Source organism: Streptomyces sp. RLA012 (assembly GCF_056270325.1).
Genome location: NZ_JBWDPA010000003.1, coordinates 104766 through 125858 on the forward strand (window position 1 = coordinate 104766; position 21093 = coordinate 125858).

The 21093-nt window shown below is 70.2% G+C and carries 11 protein-coding genes and 1 pseudogene; 9 read left to right on the forward strand and 3 right to left on the reverse strand.

Features of this window, described 5'->3' with window-relative positions:
- Window positions 1-54: 54 nt before the first annotated feature.
- From nthB to RV986_RS53115, 3 genes are read left to right on the forward strand one after another with little or no spacing between them, the layout of a single operon-like run.
- On the forward strand, window positions 55-735 hold the full coding sequence (nthB, locus tag RV986_RS53105) for a nitrile hydratase subunit beta (protein ID WP_475924854.1): 681 nt from the start codon (window positions 55-57) through the stop codon (window positions 733-735).
- Window positions 732-1328, forward strand: coding sequence for a nitrile hydratase subunit alpha (gene nthA, locus RV986_RS53110; protein WP_475924855.1), 597 nt, complete (start codon window positions 732-734; stop codon window positions 1326-1328). Before nthB ends, nthA begins: the two co-directional genes overlap by 4 nt.
- Window positions 1325-1684 (forward strand): nitrile hydratase accessory protein, encoded by a 360-nt coding sequence (locus RV986_RS53115; protein ID WP_475924856.1) that lies wholly within the window; start codon window positions 1325-1327, stop codon window positions 1682-1684. The genes nthA and RV986_RS53115 overlap by 4 nt, the downstream gene beginning before the upstream one ends.
- A 364-nt stretch (window positions 1685-2048) precedes the next feature.
- Here the strand turns inward: RV986_RS53115 and RV986_RS53120 are convergent, their stop codons facing one another.
- The gene (locus tag RV986_RS53120; protein ID WP_475924857.1) at window positions 2049-2402 is read right to left on the reverse strand and encodes a hypothetical protein; all 354 of its coding nucleotides are present in this window, start codon (window positions 2400-2402) and stop codon (window positions 2049-2051) included.
- Window positions 2403-2520: 118 nt separating this feature from the next.
- Between RV986_RS53120 and RV986_RS53125 the strand changes: the two are divergent.
- The 3 genes and pseudogenes from RV986_RS53125 to RV986_RS53135 all read left to right on the forward strand — a co-directional run bounded on the left by RV986_RS53125 (window position 2521) and on the right by RV986_RS53135 (window position 8396).
- A pseudogene (locus tag RV986_RS53125) lies at window positions 2521-3178 on the forward strand (response regulator transcription factor).
- A gap of 31 nt (window positions 3179-3209) precedes the next feature.
- A complete protein-coding gene (locus RV986_RS53130) occupies window positions 3210-4718 on the forward strand; it encodes a sensor histidine kinase (protein ID WP_475924925.1) in 1509 nt (502 codons plus the stop codon).
- 615 nt (window positions 4719-5333) lie between these two features.
- A complete protein-coding gene (locus RV986_RS53135; RefSeq protein ID WP_475924858.1) occupies window positions 5334-8396 on the forward strand; it encodes a phosphodiester glycosidase family protein in 3063 nt (1020 codons plus the stop codon).
- A gap of 192 nt (window positions 8397-8588) precedes the next feature.
- Here RV986_RS53135 and RV986_RS53140 read toward each other — a convergent pair whose 3' ends face one another.
- Window positions 8589-9536, reverse strand: coding sequence for a GlxA family transcriptional regulator (locus RV986_RS53140; protein ID WP_475924859.1), 948 nt, complete (start codon window positions 9534-9536; stop codon window positions 8589-8591).
- A gap of 288 nt (window positions 9537-9824) precedes the next feature.
- Here RV986_RS53140 and RV986_RS53145 point away from each other — a divergent pair, with 288 nt between their 5' ends.
- The 3 genes from RV986_RS53145 to RV986_RS53155 all read left to right on the forward strand — a co-directional run bounded on the left by RV986_RS53145 (window position 9825) and on the right by RV986_RS53155 (window position 13121).
- On the forward strand, window positions 9825-10625 hold the full coding sequence (locus RV986_RS53145) for an alpha/beta fold hydrolase (RefSeq protein ID WP_475924860.1): 801 nt from the start codon (window positions 9825-9827) through the stop codon (window positions 10623-10625).
- 155 nt (window positions 10626-10780) lie between these two features.
- A complete protein-coding gene (locus RV986_RS53150; RefSeq protein WP_475924861.1) occupies window positions 10781-11830 on the forward strand; it encodes an SgcJ/EcaC family oxidoreductase in 1050 nt (349 codons plus the stop codon).
- A 175-nt stretch (window positions 11831-12005) separates the two neighbouring features.
- Window positions 12006-13121, forward strand: coding sequence for an MBL fold metallo-hydrolase (locus RV986_RS53155; RefSeq protein WP_475924862.1), 1116 nt, complete (start codon window positions 12006-12008; stop codon window positions 13119-13121).
- Between the two features lie 331 nt (window positions 13122-13452).
- Here RV986_RS53155 and RV986_RS53160 read toward each other — a convergent pair whose 3' ends face one another.
- Window positions 13453-20469 (reverse strand): glycoside hydrolase domain-containing protein, encoded by a 7017-nt coding sequence (locus tag RV986_RS53160; protein WP_475924863.1) that lies wholly within the window; start codon window positions 20467-20469, stop codon window positions 13453-13455.
- Between the last annotated feature and the right edge of the window lie 624 nt (window positions 20470-21093).

Genomic DNA, 21093 nt, shown 5'->3' on the forward strand with positions numbered 1-21093 from the left:
GAATACAATTCGAGTAAATATGTTCGCTATTGCGCGCAAAGGATAGGTTATGCCATGGATGGTATTGCCGATATGGGGGGCACCCCGGGATGGGGCCCCGTGCATCCGCCGAGACGCGATGAACCGGTCTTCGAGGAACCCTGGCAGCGCCGGGCATTCGCGCTGGCGCTTCTCTCCAGCCGCATTGCGTGCGGCGGCTACAACCCGGACGCCTTCCGGCACGCGCACGAGCGCCTGGACCGAGCCGCCTACCTGGACGACGGCTACTACGGGCGCTGGCTCAACGGCGCCGAGCTGATGCTCACCGAAAGCGCCACCCTGGCGCCGGGCGCGATCGACGCCCGCGCCCGCAACCTGCGCGGCGAACACGTGGAGGAGCCGCCGATCCCCGCCGCCCGGCCCGACTACGCACCGACCGCCTCACCGGCCGACGCGGGCTCGCTGCGCTCCGTGGACACCGCACCGGCCTTCGCTGTCGGCGAGCGTGTACGGGCCAAGGACATCTCGCCGCCCGGGCACACCCGGCTGCCGGGCTACGTGCGGGGACATGAAGGCATGGTCGAGGTCATCCAGCCCGCCGCCGTGCTGCCGGACACCAACGCCCACTTCCAGGGCGAGAACCCGCAGCACGTCTACTCGGTGCGATTCGACTCACGCACGCTGTGGGGCGCCGGCGCCGAACCCTTCTCCATCACCGTAGAGCTGTACGAGAGCTACCTGGAGACCACCTCATGACCACCAGCGGACCGGGCGGGCGCCTTCCCGTGGCCCTGCGCACCGAGGCGCTCGAGCAACTGCTCACCGAGCGGGGCCTGATCGACCCGAAGGTGATGAACGGGATCATCACCACCTACGAGACCAACGTGGGCCCGCTCAACGGCGCCAAGGTCGTCGCCAAGGCATGGACCGATCCGGACTACCGGCGACGGCTGCTCCAGGACGGCACCGCCGCCATCAAAGAGCTGGGCTTCTCCGGTGCGCAGGGCGAGCACATCGTCGTCGTGGAGAACACCGCGACCACCCACAACGTCGTGGTGTGCACGCTGTGCTCGTGCTACCCATGGCCGGTGCTCGGCCTGCCGCCGAGCTGGTACAAGGATCCCGCCTACCGTTCGCGCGTGGTCAGGGAGCCGCGCACGGTGCTGTCCGAGATGGGCCTCGACCTCGACGACGACGTGCAGATCACCGTCCACGACTCCACCAGCGAGGTGCGCTGGCTGGTACTGCCCGAACGCCCGGCCGGCACCGAGCACCTGACCGAGGAAGAGCTCGTACCGCTGGTGAGCCGGGACGCGATGGTCGGCGTGGCCAAGGTGACGGCACCATGACCGCGCCGCTGGACATCCAGGGCCCCGCCGCACCACCCCGCTCCAACGGCGAACTGGTCTTCGCCGAGCCCTGGGAGAGCCGCGCCTTCGGCATGGCCGTCAGCCTGTACGAGGCAGGCGCATTCACCTGGCCGCAGTTCCAGGCCGCGCTGATCGCCCGCATCGGAGCCTGGGAGAGCGCACCGGAGCATAACGAGCCCTACAACTACTACGGGCTCTGGCTGGCCGCCCTGGAAGACGTGCTCGTCGGCCTGTGCGCAGTGTCCACCGACGAGGTCACCACACGCACCCAAGCCCTGGCACAACGCCCCCAGGGCCACGACCACCGGGACCACCCCCACAACCACTCACACTGACCCGCAACGCCATTTCAGACCGGGGGAATTGAAGGGACGTACCCGCCTCGCCCTCCGTAGGGCCCGGAGCGTCACACCGACCCGCGGGGCGGGACCGTCCCTGTCCCCTGCCGGGGAGTCCCGCCACCAGGTGGCGGAACTCCGGCGCAGGAACGCGAGTACTCTCCTGCTGCTCCTACTTGGCGTGCCTGCGACGCCGGTGCGCCGGTGGCGACGACCGGGATGCAGCAGGTGATCCCCTGTTCAAGGTGCACGGTCTTCGCGGGTTCGGTGCTGTCCTTGGCCGCGGAGCGGCGCGCGACGATGGCGCGGTCCGGGGTCAAGCAGCCGGACCCGGTCGGGGTGTGCGCGGCCTATGAGCCCTTCACGGCCTCGCCGGAGCGGGGGCGGGAACGGGACTCGCTGTCACGGGCGGAGCGCAGGGGACAACGGGGCCGACAGCCTTCACCGGAGCGGGCAGGGCAGCGGCGCTGCCGGCCTTCGCGGGAGCGGGGCTGACGACCTTCCCCGCAACGGCGCTGCCGGCCTTCCCCGAGACGCAGCGGGCAACGACGATGCCCTTCGCAGCCCCCGTGCCCTTGGCCGGAGCGTGGACGGCAGTGAAGCCGGCGGAGGTGACGGAGGCGGAGCTGGCGGAGGCGGAGGTGACGCCGACCAGGGCCGTGGCCGCGATGGCGGTCAGGATGGTGAAGGGGTGGAACACGACATTGCGTCGCATGGGCTCCTCTTTCCGGAGTGCCGGTTGCGCTGACGCGGATCATCGTGGCCAACCGTTCCTGAACGCAGGCTGAAGTCACCTGAAGCCTTCTTCAGGTGACGTCCGGGAGACTGCGCACATGCGGTTGCTGGTGGTGGAGGACGAGAAACGCCTCGCGATGTCGCTGGCCGGGGGCCTCAGGGCCGAGGGCTTCGCGGTCGACGTGGCCTACGACGGCATCGAGGGCCTGTACCGGGCAGGGCATGTACGACCTGGTCGTCCTGGACGTCAACCTGCCGGGGATGAACGGCTATCACGTGTGCGCCGCCCTGCGCGCGGCGGACAACAACGTGCCGATCCTGATGCTCACGGCCAAGGACGGCGAGTACGACGAGGCCGAAGGACTGGACACCGGGGCGGACGACTACCTGACCAAGCCGTTCTCGTACCTGGTGCTGCTCGCCCGGATCCGGGCTCTCCTACGCCGCAGGGGGCCCGGCGCGGCGCCGTTGGTGCGGGTGGGCGAACTCACCGTGGACCGGGGAGCCCGGCGGGTGCTGCGCGCCGGGGAGGCGGTTGCCGTCACCGCCAAGGAGTTCGCCCTGCTGGAATTCCTCCTGCTGAAGGTCGGTGACGTGGTCTCGAAGAGCGAAATCATCGAGCACGTATGGGACATGGCCTACGACGGCGCCCCGAACATCGTCGAGGTGTATGTGAGCGCGTTACGCCGGAAGCTGGGGGCCGAAGTGATCGAGACCGTGCGCGGGGCCGGATACCGGCTGGTGGCCGGTGCGTAGCGCGCTGCGGTCCGTACCCGCGCGCGCCGCCATGGCGGCGACCGTTGTCGTGGCGATGGCCTTGGCGGTCGCCGGACTGGCCTTGCTGGGGGTGTTGCGCGCCGACCTGCGCGAGACGGCCAGGGCACAGGCCGCCGCCGACGCGAGGCAGCTCGCCGCAGCGATCGCGGCGGGGGTGAGCCCGGGAGAGGTGGTCCGGCTCCAGCCGCTGGCGGTGGCCGTCGTGGACCTGCAGGGCCGGGTGCTCGCCTCCAGCGCGGGCGGGCCGGCCGGAAGGGTGCCGGGCACCGCTGTGGAAGTGCCCTCCGGCGTTGCCGCGTTGCCCGCGAGCAGTGCCCCTACCGGCGGTGACGCTCGCGAGCACGTGCCCGACACCGCGCCGAGCCGCCCGAGAGCCGCCGCAGCGGCGCCGACCATGCCGGCCTCGCGTTCCGGGATCGCCAAGGCGTCCACCAAGGTGAACGGCAGACCCGCCGTCGTCTTCGCGGCCGTCTCGGGCGCCACCGAGAGCAGTGCGCTTGCTGTGGCACACACGGCGATGCTGATCGGCCTGCCGATGCTGCTGGCGGTGGTGGCGGCGGTGACCTGGCTGGTCACCCGGCGGGCGCTGCGGCCCGTCGAACGCATCCGCGACGAACTGTCCGCGATCATGGGCAGTTCCGATCTGTCGCGGCGCGTACCGGAACCGGCCGCGCAGGACGCGATCGGCCGCCTCGCCCGGACCATGAACCAGACCCTCGCCGCGCTGGAGGCATCGCTGGAACAGCAGCACCGGTTCGTCGCCGACGCCTCCCACGAACTGCGCAACCCCATCGCCTCGCTGCGCACCCAGCTCGAAGTGGGCGCCGCACACCCGGTGTTGCTGGACGTCTCGGGCGCGGTCAAGGACGTGGCGCGGCTTCAGCGGCTGGCCACGGACCTGCTGCTGGCCCGCCTGGACGCCGGTGAACGCCCGTCCGCCCAGGCCTGGGTGGACTTGGGGGAACTGGCCCGGGAGCAGGCGGCCCTGGCCCGTACGGTGAACGGTGGCGCGGGAGCGGGAGCAGGCGACGGCGGCAGCGGCCGGGTGCGGGTGCGTACCGGCCCGCTGGCCGAGGTCGAAGTCGCCGGTTCGGAACGGCAGTTGGCCCGGATACTGGCGAATCTGATCGACAACGCGCAGCGGCACGCGGCGACGGAGGTGGTCGTGTCCGCACGGGCCACCGGTGATGACAGCGGTGGCGGCGAGGGCCGGGCTGTGCTGAAGGTCGCCGACGACGGTGACGGCGTGCCGGAGGACCAACGCGAGCGGATCTTCGAGCGGTTCGTGCGGCTCGACGACGCCCGCAGCCGCGACGACGGGGGAACCGGCCTCGGCCTGGCCATCGCCCGGGACCTGGCCCGGCAGCACGGCGGCACGCTCACGACGACCGCCCGCGAGGGCCGAGGCGCCGTGTTCACCCTTGCGCTGCCGCTCCGGCAGGGTCGCGTCAGCTCGATACTTCCTGGCAGCCGCCCGGACCCCTCGTCCACCGGCAGCCGACAGCGAGCTCCTCACTGAAGATCATCCATGCCGGGGAGACCTCTAAGTCTCCCGTAAGTCTCCTGGGCGCAGGAAAGTTGAAGGTTAACGCAACTTGGCCGAATGCGGTGCGGGAGCATTCCTGATGGCCATCTGCGTCACCCGGAACGGAAAGCCGTGATTCGCCAGGCCGGTGTGCGGTGGTTGCGCGCGCCGGTGGCCCACCGGCGCGCGCGTCCGTAAGGAAAGACGCAATGACACTTCGCTCAAGGAGACCTGCGGGGGCCGGCGCTCGCCGTACCGCAGTGGCAGCCGCGGTGGCGGTGGCGCTCGCCAGTGCCGCGACGGGGGCGGGAACCGCTTTCGGTTCCGCCGACCACACGGCCGCGAACAGCCATGCGGTGGACCGGAACTGGCTCCCGGACACACCGGAGAACTGGCCGTCGGTGGTGGACTACACCCGTACGCCGGCCGAGACCGTCACTCGCGGCCTGCAGCACTACAGCGAGACCTACGACACGGTGGGCGGCCGCCAGCACATCCAGGTGCTCAAGGCCGACCTCGGCGACCCGAACCTCCGGGTCGGCATGGTCGAGGCCGGCGACACCGTCACCAACCCGGCGGACCGACCCGGCGGACGAGACCCCGTCATCGATGGCCCACCGCACCCACGCGGTGGCCGGCGTCAACGGCGACTACTTCGAGATCCACGCCAGCGGGCGCCCGCTCGGCGGCATCATCTCCAACGGGCACCTGCTGAAGAGCCCCAAGCCGGGCTTCGCCTCCCAGCTGGGCGTCAAGCCCGACGGCACCATGGTGATGGGCCCGGAAACCTTCTCCGGGACGATCACCGCCGGCTCCGCGACCCGCTCGCTCACCTCGGTGAACACCGTGAACGACGTGGCGTCCGGCGGCATCACCGAGGTCACCCCCGACCTCGGCGAGACCCCGGGCCTGTCCAAGCCCTCCACCCTGGTGCTCGGCCGCACCACCGACAGCGGCTTCGTCGTCGACGGCGTGCAGACCGGCGTCACCACCGTGCCGCGGCTCTCCGCCGGCCGGCTCGGTCTGCTCGGCGCCGGCGACGGCGGGCAGTGGCTGGGCGACAGCCTGCACACGGGTGACGCGGTGGGCATCACCACCCGACTGTCGCCCGACAACGATGTCACCCAGCTGATCAGCGGTGTCGACACGCTGGTGAAGGACGGCAAGGTCTACAAGGACCCGACCGGCACCCCACCGAGCGGCGCCAACCCGGAGACCGCCGTCGGCATCACCCAGGACGGCAAGCACGCCGTCGTCGTGGCCGTCGACGGCCACGGCGGCGCCGCGACGGCCTTCGGCGTGACGCCGGAGCAGGTCGCCGGCTACATGGTCGCCCACGGCGCCTACGACGCGATGCTGTTCGACGGCGGCGGCTCCACCGGCATGGTCGGCCGTGCCCCCGGCGCCGACCGGGCCGAGGTCGTCAACACGCCCTCCGACCTGCCCGGAAACACCGAGCGCCCGGTCGCCAACGGCATCTTCTTCTACTCCACCGCCAAGGAGGCCGGACAGGCCGTCAAGGTCGTGGTGAACGGCGGCAGGACGGTCACCACCGTCGCGGGCGGCTCGATCCCGCTCCCGGTGTACTCCGTCGACCGTTTCGCCAACCCGTCGGCCGGCCAGGTCCACGTACGGATCGAGCCCTCGAACCTCGCCTCGTACGAGGACGGCAAGCTCACCCCGCACCGGGCGGGCACGGGCCGGATCATCGCCTCCAACGGCAGGGTCACCACCTCCGAGAAGCTCGAGGCCGTCAGCAGGCTCGAGACCCTCACGGTCTCGCCCGACAAGGCCGACCTCGACAACGGCGCCACCCAGCAGCTCACCCTGTCCGGCACCGTCAAGGACGGCGGCACGGTGCAGATCCCCGCCGAGGCGGCCACCTGGAAGGTCACCCCGGACGAACTGGGGACCGTCGACGCCCACGGCCTGTTCACCGCGGACGCCGGCAACGGCGGTCTCGCCGAGGTGAGCGCGCAGGTCGCCGGCGCAACCGGCACCACGTCGATCGCCGTCGGCAGCGTCAGCAAGGTCATCGACCCGATGACGAGCCTCGACGTCTGGCGGCTCAGCAACAACACCACCGGCAAGCCCGCCGCCCTGACCACCGACCCCGGCGTCGTCCCGCCGGGCTCCACCGAGTCCGGATCGCTGAAGCTCGACTACTCGATGCCGGCCGGCTCCGGCGTCAAGCAGCTGGTGCTCTCCCCGCGTACCACCCTGAAGACCGACACCGACAACGGCCAGGTTCCCACTGCCATCGGTGTGTGGATCAAGGGTGACGGCAACGGCATCGAGCTCGCCGAGAAGTACATCGGCGTCAACGGCACGTCCACGACGCTCTATCCGACCTACGTCACCTGGAAGGACTGGCACCTGGCGGTCGCCCAGCTGCCGGCGGGCATGCAGTTCCCGCTGACCATCAGCTTCATCGACTTCCTGGCGATCAGCCCGAGCACCGCCTACAGCGGCTCGCTCGACGTCGCGGGCCTGCAGGCGCTGTACTCGCCGCGACCGGTCACGGCGCCCGAGTACCACGCGATCCCGCAGAACCCGAAGTGGCTGTCCTTCGAGGAGGACTCCGCCGACTTCGCCAGGCGCGGCACCACCCTCCTCACCGGCGACGACGCGCACATGCTCGCCGGCGACCCCGGCTCGGTCAGCAGCAACGTGATGGACTCCATCGCCGAGCGGCTGCCCACTCTCACCCCGCGGGCCCGGCCGGACGCCGCCCAGTTCCTCGGTGACATGTCCGACGACGGCAAGTCGGCGGACCTGCAGTACGCCAAGTCCAAGATGGACGCCCTCGGCATCCCCGAGCGCGACATCGTCGGCAACCACGAGATCACCCAGGGCGCCGACTCCGAGAACGGCAACTACAGCGACACCTTCGGCGACACCCACTACGCCTACACCCAGGGTGCGGCGCGGCTGATCGTCACCGACAACTCGCACGGCAGCCTGCAGTCCTCGGACCCGTTCCAGGACCCGGCGGGCGCCCAGTACCCCTGGCTGGTCCAGCAGTTGACGGACACCACCGCCAAGGATGTACTGGTCATCACCCACATGCCCGCGTACGACCCGCACCCGGCCGCGAACAGCCAGTTCACGGACCGCTGGGAGGCGCGGATGTACCTGCGGCTGGTGCAGCGCTATCAGGAAACGCACCCGAAGCAGCACGTGATCATGATGTACGGTCACGCCCGCGGCTTCGCCGAGCAGATCCTCAGCCCCGAGGGGCAGAGCGTGACCACCGCCGAGGGCGGCATCCCGCAGTTCACCTTCGCGGACCTCGGCATGCCGGCCTACGCCCCGGCCGACCAGGGCGGCATCTACCACTTCGGCCTGATCCGGATCGGCGACGACGGTGACCTGCAGTACAGCGTCGAGCCCGCGCTCGCGTCGATCACCGTCGAGGCCCCCAAGGACCCGATCGCCAAGGGCGACCGCGTCACCCTGACCGCGACCGGCGACCAGATCGCCGGCGACAACATCGCACCGCTCACCATCCCGATCGCGGACCCGGCCTCCCATGTCTGGACCTCCAGCAACCCCGAGGTCGCCTCGGTGGATCCCGCCACCGGAGCCCTGACCGCCCGCCGTCCCGGCACCGTCACCATCTCGGTGTCCTCCGGCGGCATCACGGACAGCGCCCAGGTCATCGTCCAGTGACCTGACCCATGGCGGGGTGCCCGAGCAGTCCCGGGCACCCCGTCGGCGTTCTGCGGTCTTTCCGGCTTCAGGGCCTCTCGAACGGTCGGCCGTGGCCGACATCCGGAGCGGGCAGGCCGACCAAGGGCTGTCCGCCTGGCTCGTCCCGATGTCGGTGGCATCGGATGTGACCGCGCAGTGCGGCCTTCGCCGTCAGGCGGCCTGGTGCTGGAAGGTGCGGCGATAGGCCGTGGGCGTGGTGCCGAGGGCGTCACGGAATCGGGCGCGCATGTTGGCGCCGCTGCCGAGTCCGCACCGGGTGGCGATCTGTTCCACCTGGAGGTCGGTGGTCTCCAGGAGTTCTCGCGTGCGGTTGATGCGGGCGGTCAGGAGCCATTGGTGGGGGCTGACGCCGGTTTCCTGGCGCCATAGGCGGGTCAGGGTGCGTGGGGAGACGCCGGCATGGTCGGCGAGGTGGGGGATGGTGAGGTCTTCTTCGAGGTGGAGCAGGGCCCATTCACGGGTGTCGGCGAGCGTGGTGGCCTGGGGGGTGGGGAGGGTCCTGTTGATGTATTGGGCCTGTCCGCCGTCGCGGTGCGGGGCGGCGACGATGTCCCTGGCGATGTCGTTCGCGACGGCTGCGCCGAGGTCTTTGCGGACCAGGTGCAGACACAGGTCGATGCCGGCTGTGAAGCCCGCGGAGGTCAGGATGGTGTCGTAGTCGATGTAGAGGACGTTGCGGTCGACGCGCAGCCGGGGGTAGAGCTCTTCGAGGTCGTCCGCCTTGGCCCAGTGGGTGGTGACGGTGCGGCCGTCGAGCAGTCCGGCCGAGGCGACGGCGAAGGCGCCGGTGCAGATGGAAGCGATGCGTATCCCGGCGCGGCCGGCGAGCTTGAGAGCGGCCCTCACCCGTGGGCGCGGAGGGCGCCGGAAGTCCTCGAAGCCCGGGACGATGATCGTGTCCGCTTCGGCGAGCGCCTCGAGACCCGCGGTCAGCCCGAGGGCGAAACCGGCGCTCGTGGTCACGGCCTCCTCGGTGTCGCCGCACACGGTGAGCTCGTAGGGGGTGTTCGGACGGGCGTTGAAGATCTGCGTGGGGATCCCCAGATCCATGGGCAGCACGCCGTCGACCGCCAGGACCATGACCCGGTGCTTGTTCATGGCCGCAATATTACGTCCGGCACCAATGCCGCGAGGAGGGCCAGGGAACCTCTGCGTCCTGGCCCAGGCTGTTCCCGGGGATGAATCCCCTGATCAAGCCGCTGATCGTGTGACCGGAAAGCAAGGGCTCACCCGCACCGTTCTGGCCCGAAAGATGCGCATGCTGGCAGATGAGCCGTGGCCTGGAAAGGAAGTTCCGGAGCAGGATCGAAGAGCGAGCGCGGGGCAGCCGACTCCACACACCGGTGGAGCGGTCCGAGAGCCCCGGCCGTGGACGAGGAGCCGGCAATGACTTCGCAGAATGTGGTGGGCCGCTTCTTCGACGTGCAGGGCGGCCAGGTGTACGCCCACGTCCGTGAAGGTGACGGCCCGGCGCTGATCTTCCTGCACTACTGGGGAGGCTCACGGCGCACCTGGATCCCGGTGCTGCAGCGTCTGGATCCCGGGCAGGGCTTCGTGGCCTACGACCAGCGTGGATGGGGCGACTCCACGAGCGTGCCGGGACCTTATGACCTGGAGCAGCTCGCGGACGACGCGCAGCGGGTCGTCGACGCGCTCGGACACTCCCGCTACGTGCTCGTCGGACACTCCATGGGCGGCAAGGTGGCTCAGATGCTGGCCGCACGCAAGCCCGCCGGCCTGAGGGGAGTCGTCCTCGTGGCGCCCGCGCCGCCCGCGCCGATCGGGGTGAGCGAGCAGGTGCAGGAGACCGTTTCCCACGCCTACGACAACGAGGAGGCGGTTGTTCAGAGCATCGACCTGATGCTGACCCGCGGCGGGCTGACTCCCGAGCTGCGCCGGCAGGTGGTCGAGGACAGCCTGCGCGGCGGCGACGAGGCCCGTCTCGAGTGGCCACGCCAGGGCCTGGTCCAGGACGTGTCGGCCGGCCTCTCAGCCATCGAGGTGCCGGTGCTGGTCCTCGCGGGCAGCCACGACAAGGTCGACCCGCCGACCGTGCTCACCGACCACCTGCTGCCGCTGATCCCGACCGCCACGCTGACCGTCCTGAAGGACACCGGCCACCTCTCGCCCCTTGAGGTGCCCGACCAGGTGGCCGCGCACATCGATGCGTTCGTCGCCCAGCTGTAAGCACAGCACTCCAGCCGCACATCCCCCCATGGGGCGATCGGCTGTCACTCCACATGCCGCGCAGCCGCACCCCCCATACCCGGCACGCGTGAGCGTGCCGCCCGGCCACCGTGCCTATCTGCCCCGGACCGGGGCCCAAAAGAAGGAGACACATCATGACCACCGAAGCAGACCTGTCCGTCTTCGAGCAGCTCGGCCTCCCCGACACGAGCCTCACCCGGGACACATTCGCCTTTGCGGCACAGGCCACGCCTGCCTACATTCACGATCACTGCGTCCGCAGCTACGTCTTCGCTCGCGCCCATGCCCAGAACCAGGGTCTGCGCGCCGGTACCGACTACGACGACGAGCTCCTGTTCGTCGCTTGCGTCCTGCACGACTTGGGACTGAGCGAGGAGGGCAGCAACGGCGACCAGCGTTTCGAGGTCGACGGCGCCGACCTCGCCGCGGCATTTCTCCGCGAGCGTGGTGTCGAGGAACGGCGTATCGCCGTCGCCTGGGACGCCATCGCTCTGCACACCTCGGACGGCATCGCGTCGCGGAAGGGCACGGAGGTGGCGCTGGCCCAGGCGGGTATCGCCACCGACATCCTCGGAGTCCAGCGCGAGAGCCTTCCGGCCGGCCTCGCCGACGAAGTGCACGCCCTGCTGCCGCGTCAGGACCTGGCCCACGGGTTCAGCGACCTCATCATCACCCAGGCCGTGGCCAAGCCCCACAAGGCGTCCCCGACGACCTTCATCGGCGACCTGCTGCGTCGCCACCTGCCCTACGGCGCCTATCCCAACTGGTACGACCTGATCGACGCGGCCGGCTGGGGCGACAAGCCGGTCGGCGTCACCGCCCGGCGCCGTGCCGAGACGCCCCAGCAGGTGGGGACCTTGTTCATGGAGTACCTGGAGGCCGGTGACGTCGAGGGTTTGGTGTCGCTCTACGAGCCGAACGCCCACTTCGTCCCCACTCCCGGAACCCACCTGGTGGGCACGGACGCCATCCGCAAGGCCATGCAGCAGATGGTCGACAGCGGTGCCCGCCTCAAGCTCGAACCACGCGAGATCCGACAGGTCGACGACGTCGCCCTGGTGTCGAACATCGCCACCCTCACCGGGGTCGGGCCGGAGCCGGTGGTCTCCACCACCACCGAGATCCTCCGACGCCAGCCGGACGGCGGCTGGGTTCACCTCGTGGACGACCCGTTCTTCAGCTGACCGCGTCGGGCGGCCTGGGCACGGATGCACAGGCCGCCCGCCCCTCCCAGGGCTCAGCGGGCACCTGATCAATGTTCAGGATGCTGTGAGGGATGTCCATTGCGGGCCAACCACATCCCCGCCTCATCGCCCGGCGGAGCCCAGCCACTCCCCATGCCTGTTGAGGAGTTCCTCAATGTCTCCGACCAAGGTCATTGCCATTCCCGTGTCCGGTCGGCACGCCGTCCATGCCTCTCTGCTGCCGGGCAGGCAACCGATCATCGTCGACGCCGGAACACCCGGCAGCGGCCGGCTGATTCACGACCAGGTCGCCGCCCTCGGCGTGGACCCCAAGGAAGTCCGCCTGATCGTCGTCACCCATGGACACCTCGACCACTTCGGCTCGGCTGCAGAACTCAGCCGACTCACCGGCGCACCGATCGCCGGCCACATCGCCGACCTCGGCATCCACCAAGCGGGCCGGGTCAGTGAGCCGTACCTGCCCATCGGGCTGCTCGGGCGGCTCTTCGCCCGCACCTCGGTGGTGCGCGAAACCGCCGAGCCGTTCGAACCGGATGTGCTCATCCGTGGCGAGACCCACGTGTCGGACTTCGGTGTCGAGGCCCGCATCATGCCCCGCGTCATGCCCACTCCGGGCCACACAGCCGGCTCCGTCTCCCTCCTCACCGACGACGGAGACCTGGTGGCCGGAGACCTCGTGGCCACCCCGTTGACGGGCTTCGTCAAGGGGCGGCCCGCCAACCCGCCCTTCCACGACGACCGGCTCGGCAACCTGACGAGCGACGAGCCTGCGCGAGATGCCGGCCCTCGGCCCCACCAAGCCACACCCCTGGGCGCTCTCTCATCACCACGAGGGGCGCAGAGCGAGCTCGGCAGTCGAGGCCTTGCCCCGCTCAGCGACGTACTCAACACTCGGCCGCTGGGTCAACGAGGGCATCCTCCGCAGGGTCGCCCGCGGCGTCTGCACCCTCGACGACGGCTGGATCATGTCCGAGAGCCGGCACGATGCCGCTTCCGGAGCGTTGACAGCCGCGATCTCGCCTTGACTACGCGGCCCTGGAAGTACCCCGACGAGTTGCGTGAGCGAGCCGTCCGCGAGGTGAGGACCTCAGGCCGCCCGGTCTCGCATGCCGCCCGGGACCTACCTGGGCATCCACAAGGAAGCACTGCCGCAATGGGTCCGCCAGGCCGAGGCCGACCAGGGCGAGCGGTCCGGTCTGCTGACCACCGCGGAGAAGAGGGAACTCACCCTCCCCCGCAAGGAGTACGCCGAGTTACGGCGAGCCGATGAGATCCTCAAGGCCGCGTCGGTGTTTTCCGCCGGGAAACTCGACCAGCCCCCCGCACAAGGCCGACGCGGTGATCAGCCACCTCCGCGACGACTTCGGGGCCGAGCCCGTCCGCCGGGAACTGAACCTGCCGGTCCCGGTCCCGGCGCACTACGCCCGCCGCACCCGGCCGAAGTCCGCCCGACGCCTGCGGGACGAGCAGCCGACCGAGCAGATCCGCGTCGTCCATTGTCCCTCAGCCGTGAACAGCCGTGCCGTCATGCCGGCGGCGGTGCACCTTCCGAGGATCAGCGGGATCCTGCCGTGCCCGACGGGGCACGGCAGGTCCGGTGGTCATCTCGTGCTCTGGGTCCAAGAGACTCCCCGTGTCTCCGCCCACTCCGTCGCTCTCGACCATAGTCCGGCGGAGCCTGCTCCATGGCCCTCGCGGCCCCATGTGCCGGGTCCTCCGGTGGTGCCATCAGCGCCGTCACCGCCGGCCTCGACCGGCCGGTGATCGCGATTCGCAGGCTGGAAACCGACCGTGTAGGTCCGGGTGACCAAACCGTTGGGGGAGGTCAGCGTGATGGTGCGGGCGGTGAACCCGGCCCCGGTCGACGAGACGGTGGAACTGCCGTTGGTGACCTTCACCCGTGCGCCGGACTGGGCCGCTACGGCGGAGACGGCCGGGATCCTCGCGTTCTTCGGCCAGTCGACGACATACGTGGTCACGTCCGGATCGAACCCGTCGATCGCGACGCCCCCCACGGTGATCGCCCGGGCGTCGGCGACGCCGGCCTTCGTGGCGTCCGAGAAGTTGGTCACCGTCACCGACCCGCCGGCGCCCACGACCACGTCCGCCGCCATCGCCGCCGCCAGGTTGATCCGTTGCCAGCTCGCCTCGCCGTCCGCGGTGAGGTCGAGCGGGTACCCGGAGTCCGTCGCGGTCTGCTCCAGGATCTGCGTACGCTGCTCGGTGGTGAGGTCCGGGAAGGCCGTGATCAGCAGCGCCGCCGCGTCGGACGGGGCCTTGAGAGCCTGCCCGCCCCGCCCGACCTGGGAGAACCCGTAGGTCAGGCGCCGCGTGTACAGGTCGACGTCCTGCGCCGTGCTCAGGCCGTCGTAGGAGTCGCCCTCGCAGGCCGCGAGCGTGTCGCCGTATCCCTGCTTCTCGCACTGCGCGAGCAGTACGTTCTCCATCTCGGTGTGGGCCTGCGTCAGCAGACTCGCGAACGCCTGGTCCGCCCACCGGTGCGCGACGGTCGCCTGTGCGGAGATCCGGCCGCCCATGACGTCCAGCGGGTAGTGGAACCCGAGGACGATGCGGTTGTTCCCGTACTCCGAGGTGCGCGCGAGGATCGACGGTGCCAGCTCCGGCAGGAGCGTGGCGAGGACGGTGCCGGCCTCGTAGCCGCCGTAGGTGTGGCCGCTCGGGTACGAGCCGCTGGTGGCGAGGCTGCCGTACGAGCCGTCCTGCGACTCGTAGATGTAGCCGCCGTCGCCGACGAACCCGAGCCGCGCGTACGGGCGCAGGTAGCCGTAGTTGTTCTTCGCCGCGTCGACCTTGTCGAGGTTCTTCGTGACACGGGAGAACAGGGCGCTGGTCTTCGGCAGTCGGCCGCCGTTCAGGGCGTCGAGGTAGAGCGTGCCGAGCCGCGAGCCCAGGCCGTCGGCCATCGTGACGGTGGAGCTGTTGGTCGCGTCGACCTCGGCCCGGTCCACCTCCTTCTGCGTCGCCGCGTTGTTGATGCGCACGGCGATCCGGTCGTTCTCGGCGGTCAGCGGGGTGCCGCCGGACACCTTGGTGTTGGCGCCGAGGATGCCGGAGTCGAGGTCGTCGATCCCGTTGAGCAGGCCGTGGAAGTAGTCGGTCCCGTCACCGGTGCCCGGCCACTTGTCCGACGCGTAGGTCGCGTTGAGCGTGTCGTCCGGGAAGGGGGACGGCTCGTACGCCGGGTCGGAGGCGTCCGCCGAGACCGTGGCGGCGGAGGTGTCCGCCGAGGTGGTCGCGGTGGAGTCGTCCGAGGTTCCGGCCAGGGTGACCGCGGTGACGGTCGCCGTGTGGGCCTTCGCCTTGTCCGTGGTCGTCAGCAGCGCCGTGTCCGTGGTGGCGGAGACGTGCGCGGTGGTTCCGTCGCCGAGGGCCACGGTGTAGCCGATGATCGGGAACCCGCCGTCGCCGGCGGCCTGCCAGGTCACGCGGACCTGCTTGCCGTCGGTGATCACGCCCGTCACGCCCGGCTTCTGCGGCTTGCCGCCGCCGGTCACCACGGGTGCCGTGGCGGCACTCGGGTTCGAGGTGCCGACCGCGTTCACCGCCTGGACGCGTGCCGTGTACGACCGGCCGGCCCGCAGCCAGGTGAACGTCGTGTTCAGGCTGCCGGGGTCGTTGATCTTGATCTGGTGGCCGTCGTTGAGGGTGATCCTGTAGCCGGTGACCGGTGAGCCGCCGGTGTCCTTGGGCGCGGACCAGGCGACCGTCACGCTCGTGCCGGACGACGTGGCCGACACCGCGTCAGGCGCGGCAGGCACCGTCCTGGGCTTCGTGGTGAGCGCGGACATGGCGTGCTGGAGGGCGTCGTACCGCGCGGTGAGGGTCGCGTCCGTGGCCGTGTCGCTCGCGACCGCGGTCCTCGCCTCGGTGAGTGCCGTGGTGAACGCCTTCCACGACGCGTCCGTGTAGCGCGTGTCCTCCAGGGCCGACGCGGTCGCGACCAGGTCCTCAAGGCGCAGCCTCGGGACCGGGATCAGCTGCTTGGCGGCGAGGGTGAGGCTGCGGGTCTGGGTGTCGACCTCCAGCTGGGTCACGCCGTCGGCGTCGACAAGGGCGTGGGCGGCGGCGAGTTCGCGCCGGTAGACACCGAAGTCGATCGCGTCGTAGCGCGCCGCGTCCGCGGAGAGCCCCTCGTACTGTTCGATCGCCTTCCGCAGGGCGGACTTGTCCGTGACGGCGGGCGTGTCGACGTGGTTGAAGGTGATCCGGCCCAGGTTCGCGACGTACGGGTGCGAGGAGTCCGGGTTGGTCGTCAGCCGCAGGTAGACGGTGTGCGTGCCGGTGATCGCCTTGGGCAGCGTCAGGCTTGTCGTCCCTCCGGACGACCACGCGGCTCCCGTGACCGGCAGCGGCACGGTCGCGTACGGCGTGCCGGGGTTGGCCGGGTCGAAGGAGTCCAGGTAGAGCTGGACGGCGGAACCGGTGCCGCAGCGCGCGGAGTTGTTGACATAGGTGATCGTGACGGTGCTCTTCGGGGAGCTGCCGAAGGTGATGTCCCCGTAGTTGAGCCAGGCCCCGTTGTAGGTGCCGCCGAGGTCGGTGGTGGAACCCGCCCCGGTCCAGCCGACCGGCTCGCTCTTGAGCCCGCCGCCGCTGTGCGAGCGGAACGCGGTGGCGTCGAAGCCCGTGGGGGCGTCGGCGGCCTGCGTCAGGGTCAGCGCGTAGATGTTGCCCACGTAGGGCTGGGAGGACGACTGCGTGCTGGAGACGAAGTCGGCGTACACGTCCTGGACACCGGTGAAGACGCTCGGGTCGAGGTGCACGCTCGTGGTGGCGATGGTTCCCCAGCCCGAACCGCTGTAGTCGAGGGGGATGTTGACCGTCTTCGGGCCGTCCTTCGAACCGAGGTGCAGTTCGATGTGCGAGTCCGAGGCCGCGCGCGACTGGGGCTTGTCATAGCGGACGGTGACGGTGTCGGCGCCGTCGCGCAGGTCGGTGTCCTTCCACTGCGCCCACGCGCCGTTCGTCACGTTCTCGAAGATGCCGTTCGAGAGATTGAGCGGGAGCGAGCCGGCGCCGGTCGTGGTGCTGTTCACCGCGGTCAGCGTGGCGAGCGTGGTCGTGGGGGACGTGGAGACGTCGTACGGCGAGAACTGGTACCAGTCGAAGTTCGACACCCACTGCTGGCCGGCCGGGGCGTGGAACACGAACGTCGCACTCGACGCGCCCAGCAGGGCGGCCGGGTCGGTGACGGTCGCCTGCACCGTGTTGTAGTACTGCCAGCCGCCCGTTCCGGGAAGCTGGACGGTGGCGACGACGGGCCCGTCGGCGGCGCCGGCGTGGATGTCGACGCTGCTCGGCTTGGCGTTCGTCGCCTGCGAGTTCGCGTAGCGGACCGAGATGGTCCGCGGGTCGACCCCGCCGAAGTCCAGCTTGGTGTACCGCTCCCAAGCGCCCTCGGTGACGCCGCCGAGGTTGCCGTCCGAGTTGTTCCGCTCGCTGATGAGGCTGGGGCCCTCCTTCTGGTCGGGGGACTCGGCCTGCAGGACGGCGTAACCGCCCTCGTCGATGGTGAGCGTGCCGATGGCGGACTGCAGCGCGTCGTTCGCGGCCATGATCGTGCCCGTGGCGGAGGTGGTGTCCGCGAGGACGGTCCGCGCGCGTTCGAGCGCCGACCGGAACAGAGTCCACGAGCCGTCGGAGTAGTTGCCGCTGCGCACCAGGGATGCCTGGTCGACGAGCGCGCCGAGGGACTTGCGCTGCACCGCGGCGGCGGAGATGACGAGCGGGTCGGTCGGGGATATCCCGGTGCCCTTCACCGTCGAGGCCCGCACACCGTGGGCGAAGGCCTCGTCGTGGAAGGTGATGCCGAAGTGCGCGTCGACCTGCGCGGTGCCGGTGAGCGACAGCGTCGCCGTGCGCGAGCCGCTGACGCGGAGGTCCGCCGTGACACCGCCCGGCAGGCCGGTCACGGTCGCCGCGCCGGTCTTGGTCAGGCTGGTTCCGTTGCGGGCGGCGAACGACGCCGGTCCGGACAGGGTGAGCTTCACGCTGTCCTCGACGCGGCCGTCCGCGGCGGTGTCGACGGTGTCCGGACGGGCGGAGACGACGGTGTCGCCCTTGCCCGTTCCCGCGTCGCCGTCACCCGTGTCGCCCGAGTCGGTGTCCAGCGAGTACGCGGGATCCGTGTGGGCGCCCCACTGCGAGGGCTTGGAACCCATGGTGAAGTCCAGGGTCCCGCCGGCGATGATCTGGGAGTAGTCGAGCCACGTGTTGGTGAACCGCTTGCCGTTGAGGGTCGCGCTCTGCACGTAGTAGTTGCTCGGCGACACGCCGTCGGCCTTCACCGTGAACCGGGAGCCGTTGGCGTAGGTGATCGTCGTGGAGTCGAAGAACGGGCTGCCGATCTGGAACTGGCTGGAGCCGGCGGTCACCGGGAACAGGCCCAGGGCCGCGCCGACGAACATGGTCGACATGGTGCCGGCGTCGTTGTCCATGGTCGGCAGGAAGCCGTTCGGGGAGAGCTTGTAGACCTGGGTCTTGACCGGCGGGGTGAACTGGCCGCCGGAGCTGGGGGCTTCGTTCGACGAACCCGTGGCGATGTAGCGGTTCCAGGTCGTGCCGGTGTAGATGGCGCGCACCCACTTCTGCGTCAGGCTCGGCTCACCGACGTAGTTGAAGAGGTACGGGGCCTGCAGGTCGATCTCGTTCGCGTTGGAGTGCAGCATGGTCGATCCATCGTCGGCGCCGACGCTGGAGTCCTCGCCGAACATGTGCTTGACCGCGGCCTTGCCGGCCTTGTCGCCGCCCATGGCCTTGATGAGGCCGCCCATGTCGTACGCGTCGTACCAGTGGTACTGCCAGAGCGTGCCCTGGTAGAGACCGGCCGCCTCGAACTTCTCGTAGTCGGCGCTCTGCCAGTCGCCACTCGCGGCGCGCGGGGTGAGCAGACCGACCTTGGTGCCGTCGGCCGCGGTCCAGGCGCCGGACTTCACGAGGTTGTCGATCGCCATGGTCGACTGGGTACGCAGCTTCTTCGCGTCCGCGTCCTTGCCGAGCGCGTCGGCGATGACGGAGAGCGCCCACTGGTCGTAGCCGCGCTGGACGGTCGTACCGGGATCGCCGGTGACGTAGCCCTGCCGCAGCTGCGCACCCGTGTAGTAGCCGGAGTACGACAGCAGTGCCGGGTATGCCTCGTCGAGCCGGTCGAAGTTCTTGAAGCCCTTCGACAGTGCGTCGGCGACCAGCACGGCCGAACGCTCCCAGCGCACGGTCGGGACCGAGTGGGTGAGGCTGCCGAGGCTCTTGCCCGAGGTGCGCGCGTCGGCGAACAGCTCGATGAGCGACTGCACCATGTCCCGGTAGGTGGCCGGGTCGATGTACGCCTCGACGGAGTACTTGCGGAAGTCGTCCCAGGTCGACCAGCCGTCGTAGTACGTGAAGCCGTTCGCCTTGTGCACCGCTCCGTCGACGCCGCGGTACGTACCGCTGGTGCTGGTGGCGTTCACCGGCAGCGCGTACATGCGGTACAGGTGCGTGTAGAACTCCCTGGTGAGCGTCGACCCGGGGTCGGACGTCGCGGAGGACTTCACGGCGACGGCCCCGAGGGTGCTGTTCCAGTCCGCCGTCGTCCGCGCGCGGGCCTGGTCGAAGGTCAGGCCGCCCACCTCGTTGCGCTGGTCGGTCGCGGCCTGTTCCGCGCTGATCGGCGACAGCGTGATACGCAGTTCGACGTCGTTCGCGGCGGCCTTGTCGAACCCGAGGACGGCGCCGGTGTCGGAGCCGTCCTGCGCGGTCGCGTCGCTCAGCTTGCCGTCGTTGCCCCAGCTCTTCAGGGAGGTGACCGGGACGTTCGTGGTGGCGTTGTAGTACAGCTGGTACGAGGCGCCGTTGAACGATCCCGCGATGAGCCCGGAGATCGAGGTGGTCCCGTTCGGGAGGGTCGTCGCCTTCATCGTCGAGCGGGTGCGGCTGGTGAAGTTGTTCGCCAGGTCGAGGACGAGTTCGGGGTTCGACCCGGCCGGGAAGCTGTAGCGTTCGAGCGCCGTACGCGTCGTCGCGGTCATCTCGGCCTTGATGGTGCCCGAGTCCTGCTGCACCGACGAGCCGGTTCCCGAGATGGCCCCGAGGCCCACCTGATAGGCGCCGGGCGTCGAGGTCTCGTCGTCGTGGCTGTACGTGTGGGCGTACGTGCTGGGGGCGGGGCGCTTGTCGTACTGCACGGAGGTCGGAACGACGAGCAGGTCGCCACCGCCTCCGGAGCCGCCGACGCCGTCGAGGTTCGTCGCGGTGAAGCCCGCGATGTGGTCCTCGTTGTAGTCGTATCCGGTGTGGTTGCGGTCCGGCGTGGTCAGCGGGTTGACCTTGGCCAGACTGTGAGGCGCCTGGGCGCCCGGCAGGTCGTTGCCGTCGTCGCCGGCGGTCGATACGAACGGGTCGACGAGTTTCGTGTAGTCCGTACCGCCGGATGGCCCCGCGGATCCCGCGGACATGGTCGCGGCGGGCACTGCCGCGGCTGTGCCGCCGCCCGCCAGAGCGGCGAGGCCGAGCGTACCCGCGAGCAGCGCGGCGACCGTCGCGCGCAGTGGCCGGCGACGCCGGCGGGCGGTTCTCGGAGGGATCGGGCGGGGCACGGAGGCGTTGGGTCTGAAGGGCACGGAACCTCTCCATCGTCGCGATACACACGCACGGCCCGGCCCTCATCGGGAGACAACGTTGTCAGCCCGAACAACCCGGAGCGTGCACACTCGGGGCGAGACGGCAGTGGACGCATGGGACCGCGCCCGTCGCGTTCACGACCGCCCCATCAGACACGGAGAAGGCGTACAGCGGGCAAACAAGATTCGTACACAGGAGGTGCGCGCCGACGGCCGCCACGAGAGCGACGCACCGGCTCGCGCACGGAGAGGCTCTGCCGCGGCGCGGGCAGCGGCCTCGCTGTCGCACACCGCTTTCAGCAAGGCGCTGTCCGCCTCCGTGGTCAGCAGCGGGGGGTCCGGCCGTCGGCGTACGACCTCGGCGAGGGCCTGGCCGCCATCACCCTTGCCTTCGTGGAGAAGCGGGCCGTCTACCGCGAGTTCCATGGGCTGCGCAGGGCGGTGTACTCAAGGTGGCATTCAACAAGAACGCCTGGGCGAGTGGATCCCGCGGAATGGCAGGACGCTCTGGCGGGGCTTGAGAGGAAGTCACGGCCCGTCGGTGAACTTGAGGACCCCGACGCGCTGTGTCGAGGGCTGGCGGCGCCGGGCCGGAAACTCGACGGGACCGTCGCCGCGGCCAGG

What these genes read in the sequence shown, in the direction of transcription:
- RV986_RS53115 (WP_475924856.1), top strand. Translation starts at nt 1,325, where the DNA reads ATGACCGCGCCGCTGGACATCCAGGGCCCCGCCGCACCACCCCGCTCC.
- RV986_RS53155 (WP_475924862.1), top strand. Translation starts at nt 12,006, where the DNA reads ATGTCTCCGACCAAGGTCATTGCCATTCCCGTGTCCGGTCGGCACGCC.
- RV986_RS53130 (WP_475924925.1), top strand. Translation starts at nt 3,210, where the DNA reads ATGGCGGCGACCGTTGTCGTGGCGATGGCCTTGGCGGTCGCCGGACTG.
- RV986_RS53140 (WP_475924859.1), bottom strand. Translation starts at nt 9,536, where the DNA reads ATGAACAAGCACCGGGTCATGGTCCTGGCGGTCGACGGCGTGCTGCCC.
- nthA (WP_475924855.1), top strand. Translation starts at nt 732, where the DNA reads ATGACCACCAGCGGACCGGGCGGGCGCCTTCCCGTGGCCCTGCGCACC.
- RV986_RS53120 (WP_475924857.1), bottom strand. Translation starts at nt 2,402, where the DNA reads ATGCGACGCAATGTCGTGTTCCACCCCTTCACCATCCTGACCGCCATC.
- RV986_RS53150 (WP_475924861.1), top strand. Translation starts at nt 10,781, where the DNA reads ATGACCACCGAAGCAGACCTGTCCGTCTTCGAGCAGCTCGGCCTCCCC.
- RV986_RS53145 (WP_475924860.1), top strand. Translation starts at nt 9,825, where the DNA reads ATGACTTCGCAGAATGTGGTGGGCCGCTTCTTCGACGTGCAGGGCGGC.
- nthB (WP_475924854.1), top strand. Translation starts at nt 55, where the DNA reads ATGGATGGTATTGCCGATATGGGGGGCACCCCGGGATGGGGCCCCGTG.
- RV986_RS53135 (WP_475924858.1), top strand. Translation starts at nt 5,334, where the DNA reads ATGGCCCACCGCACCCACGCGGTGGCCGGCGTCAACGGCGACTACTTC.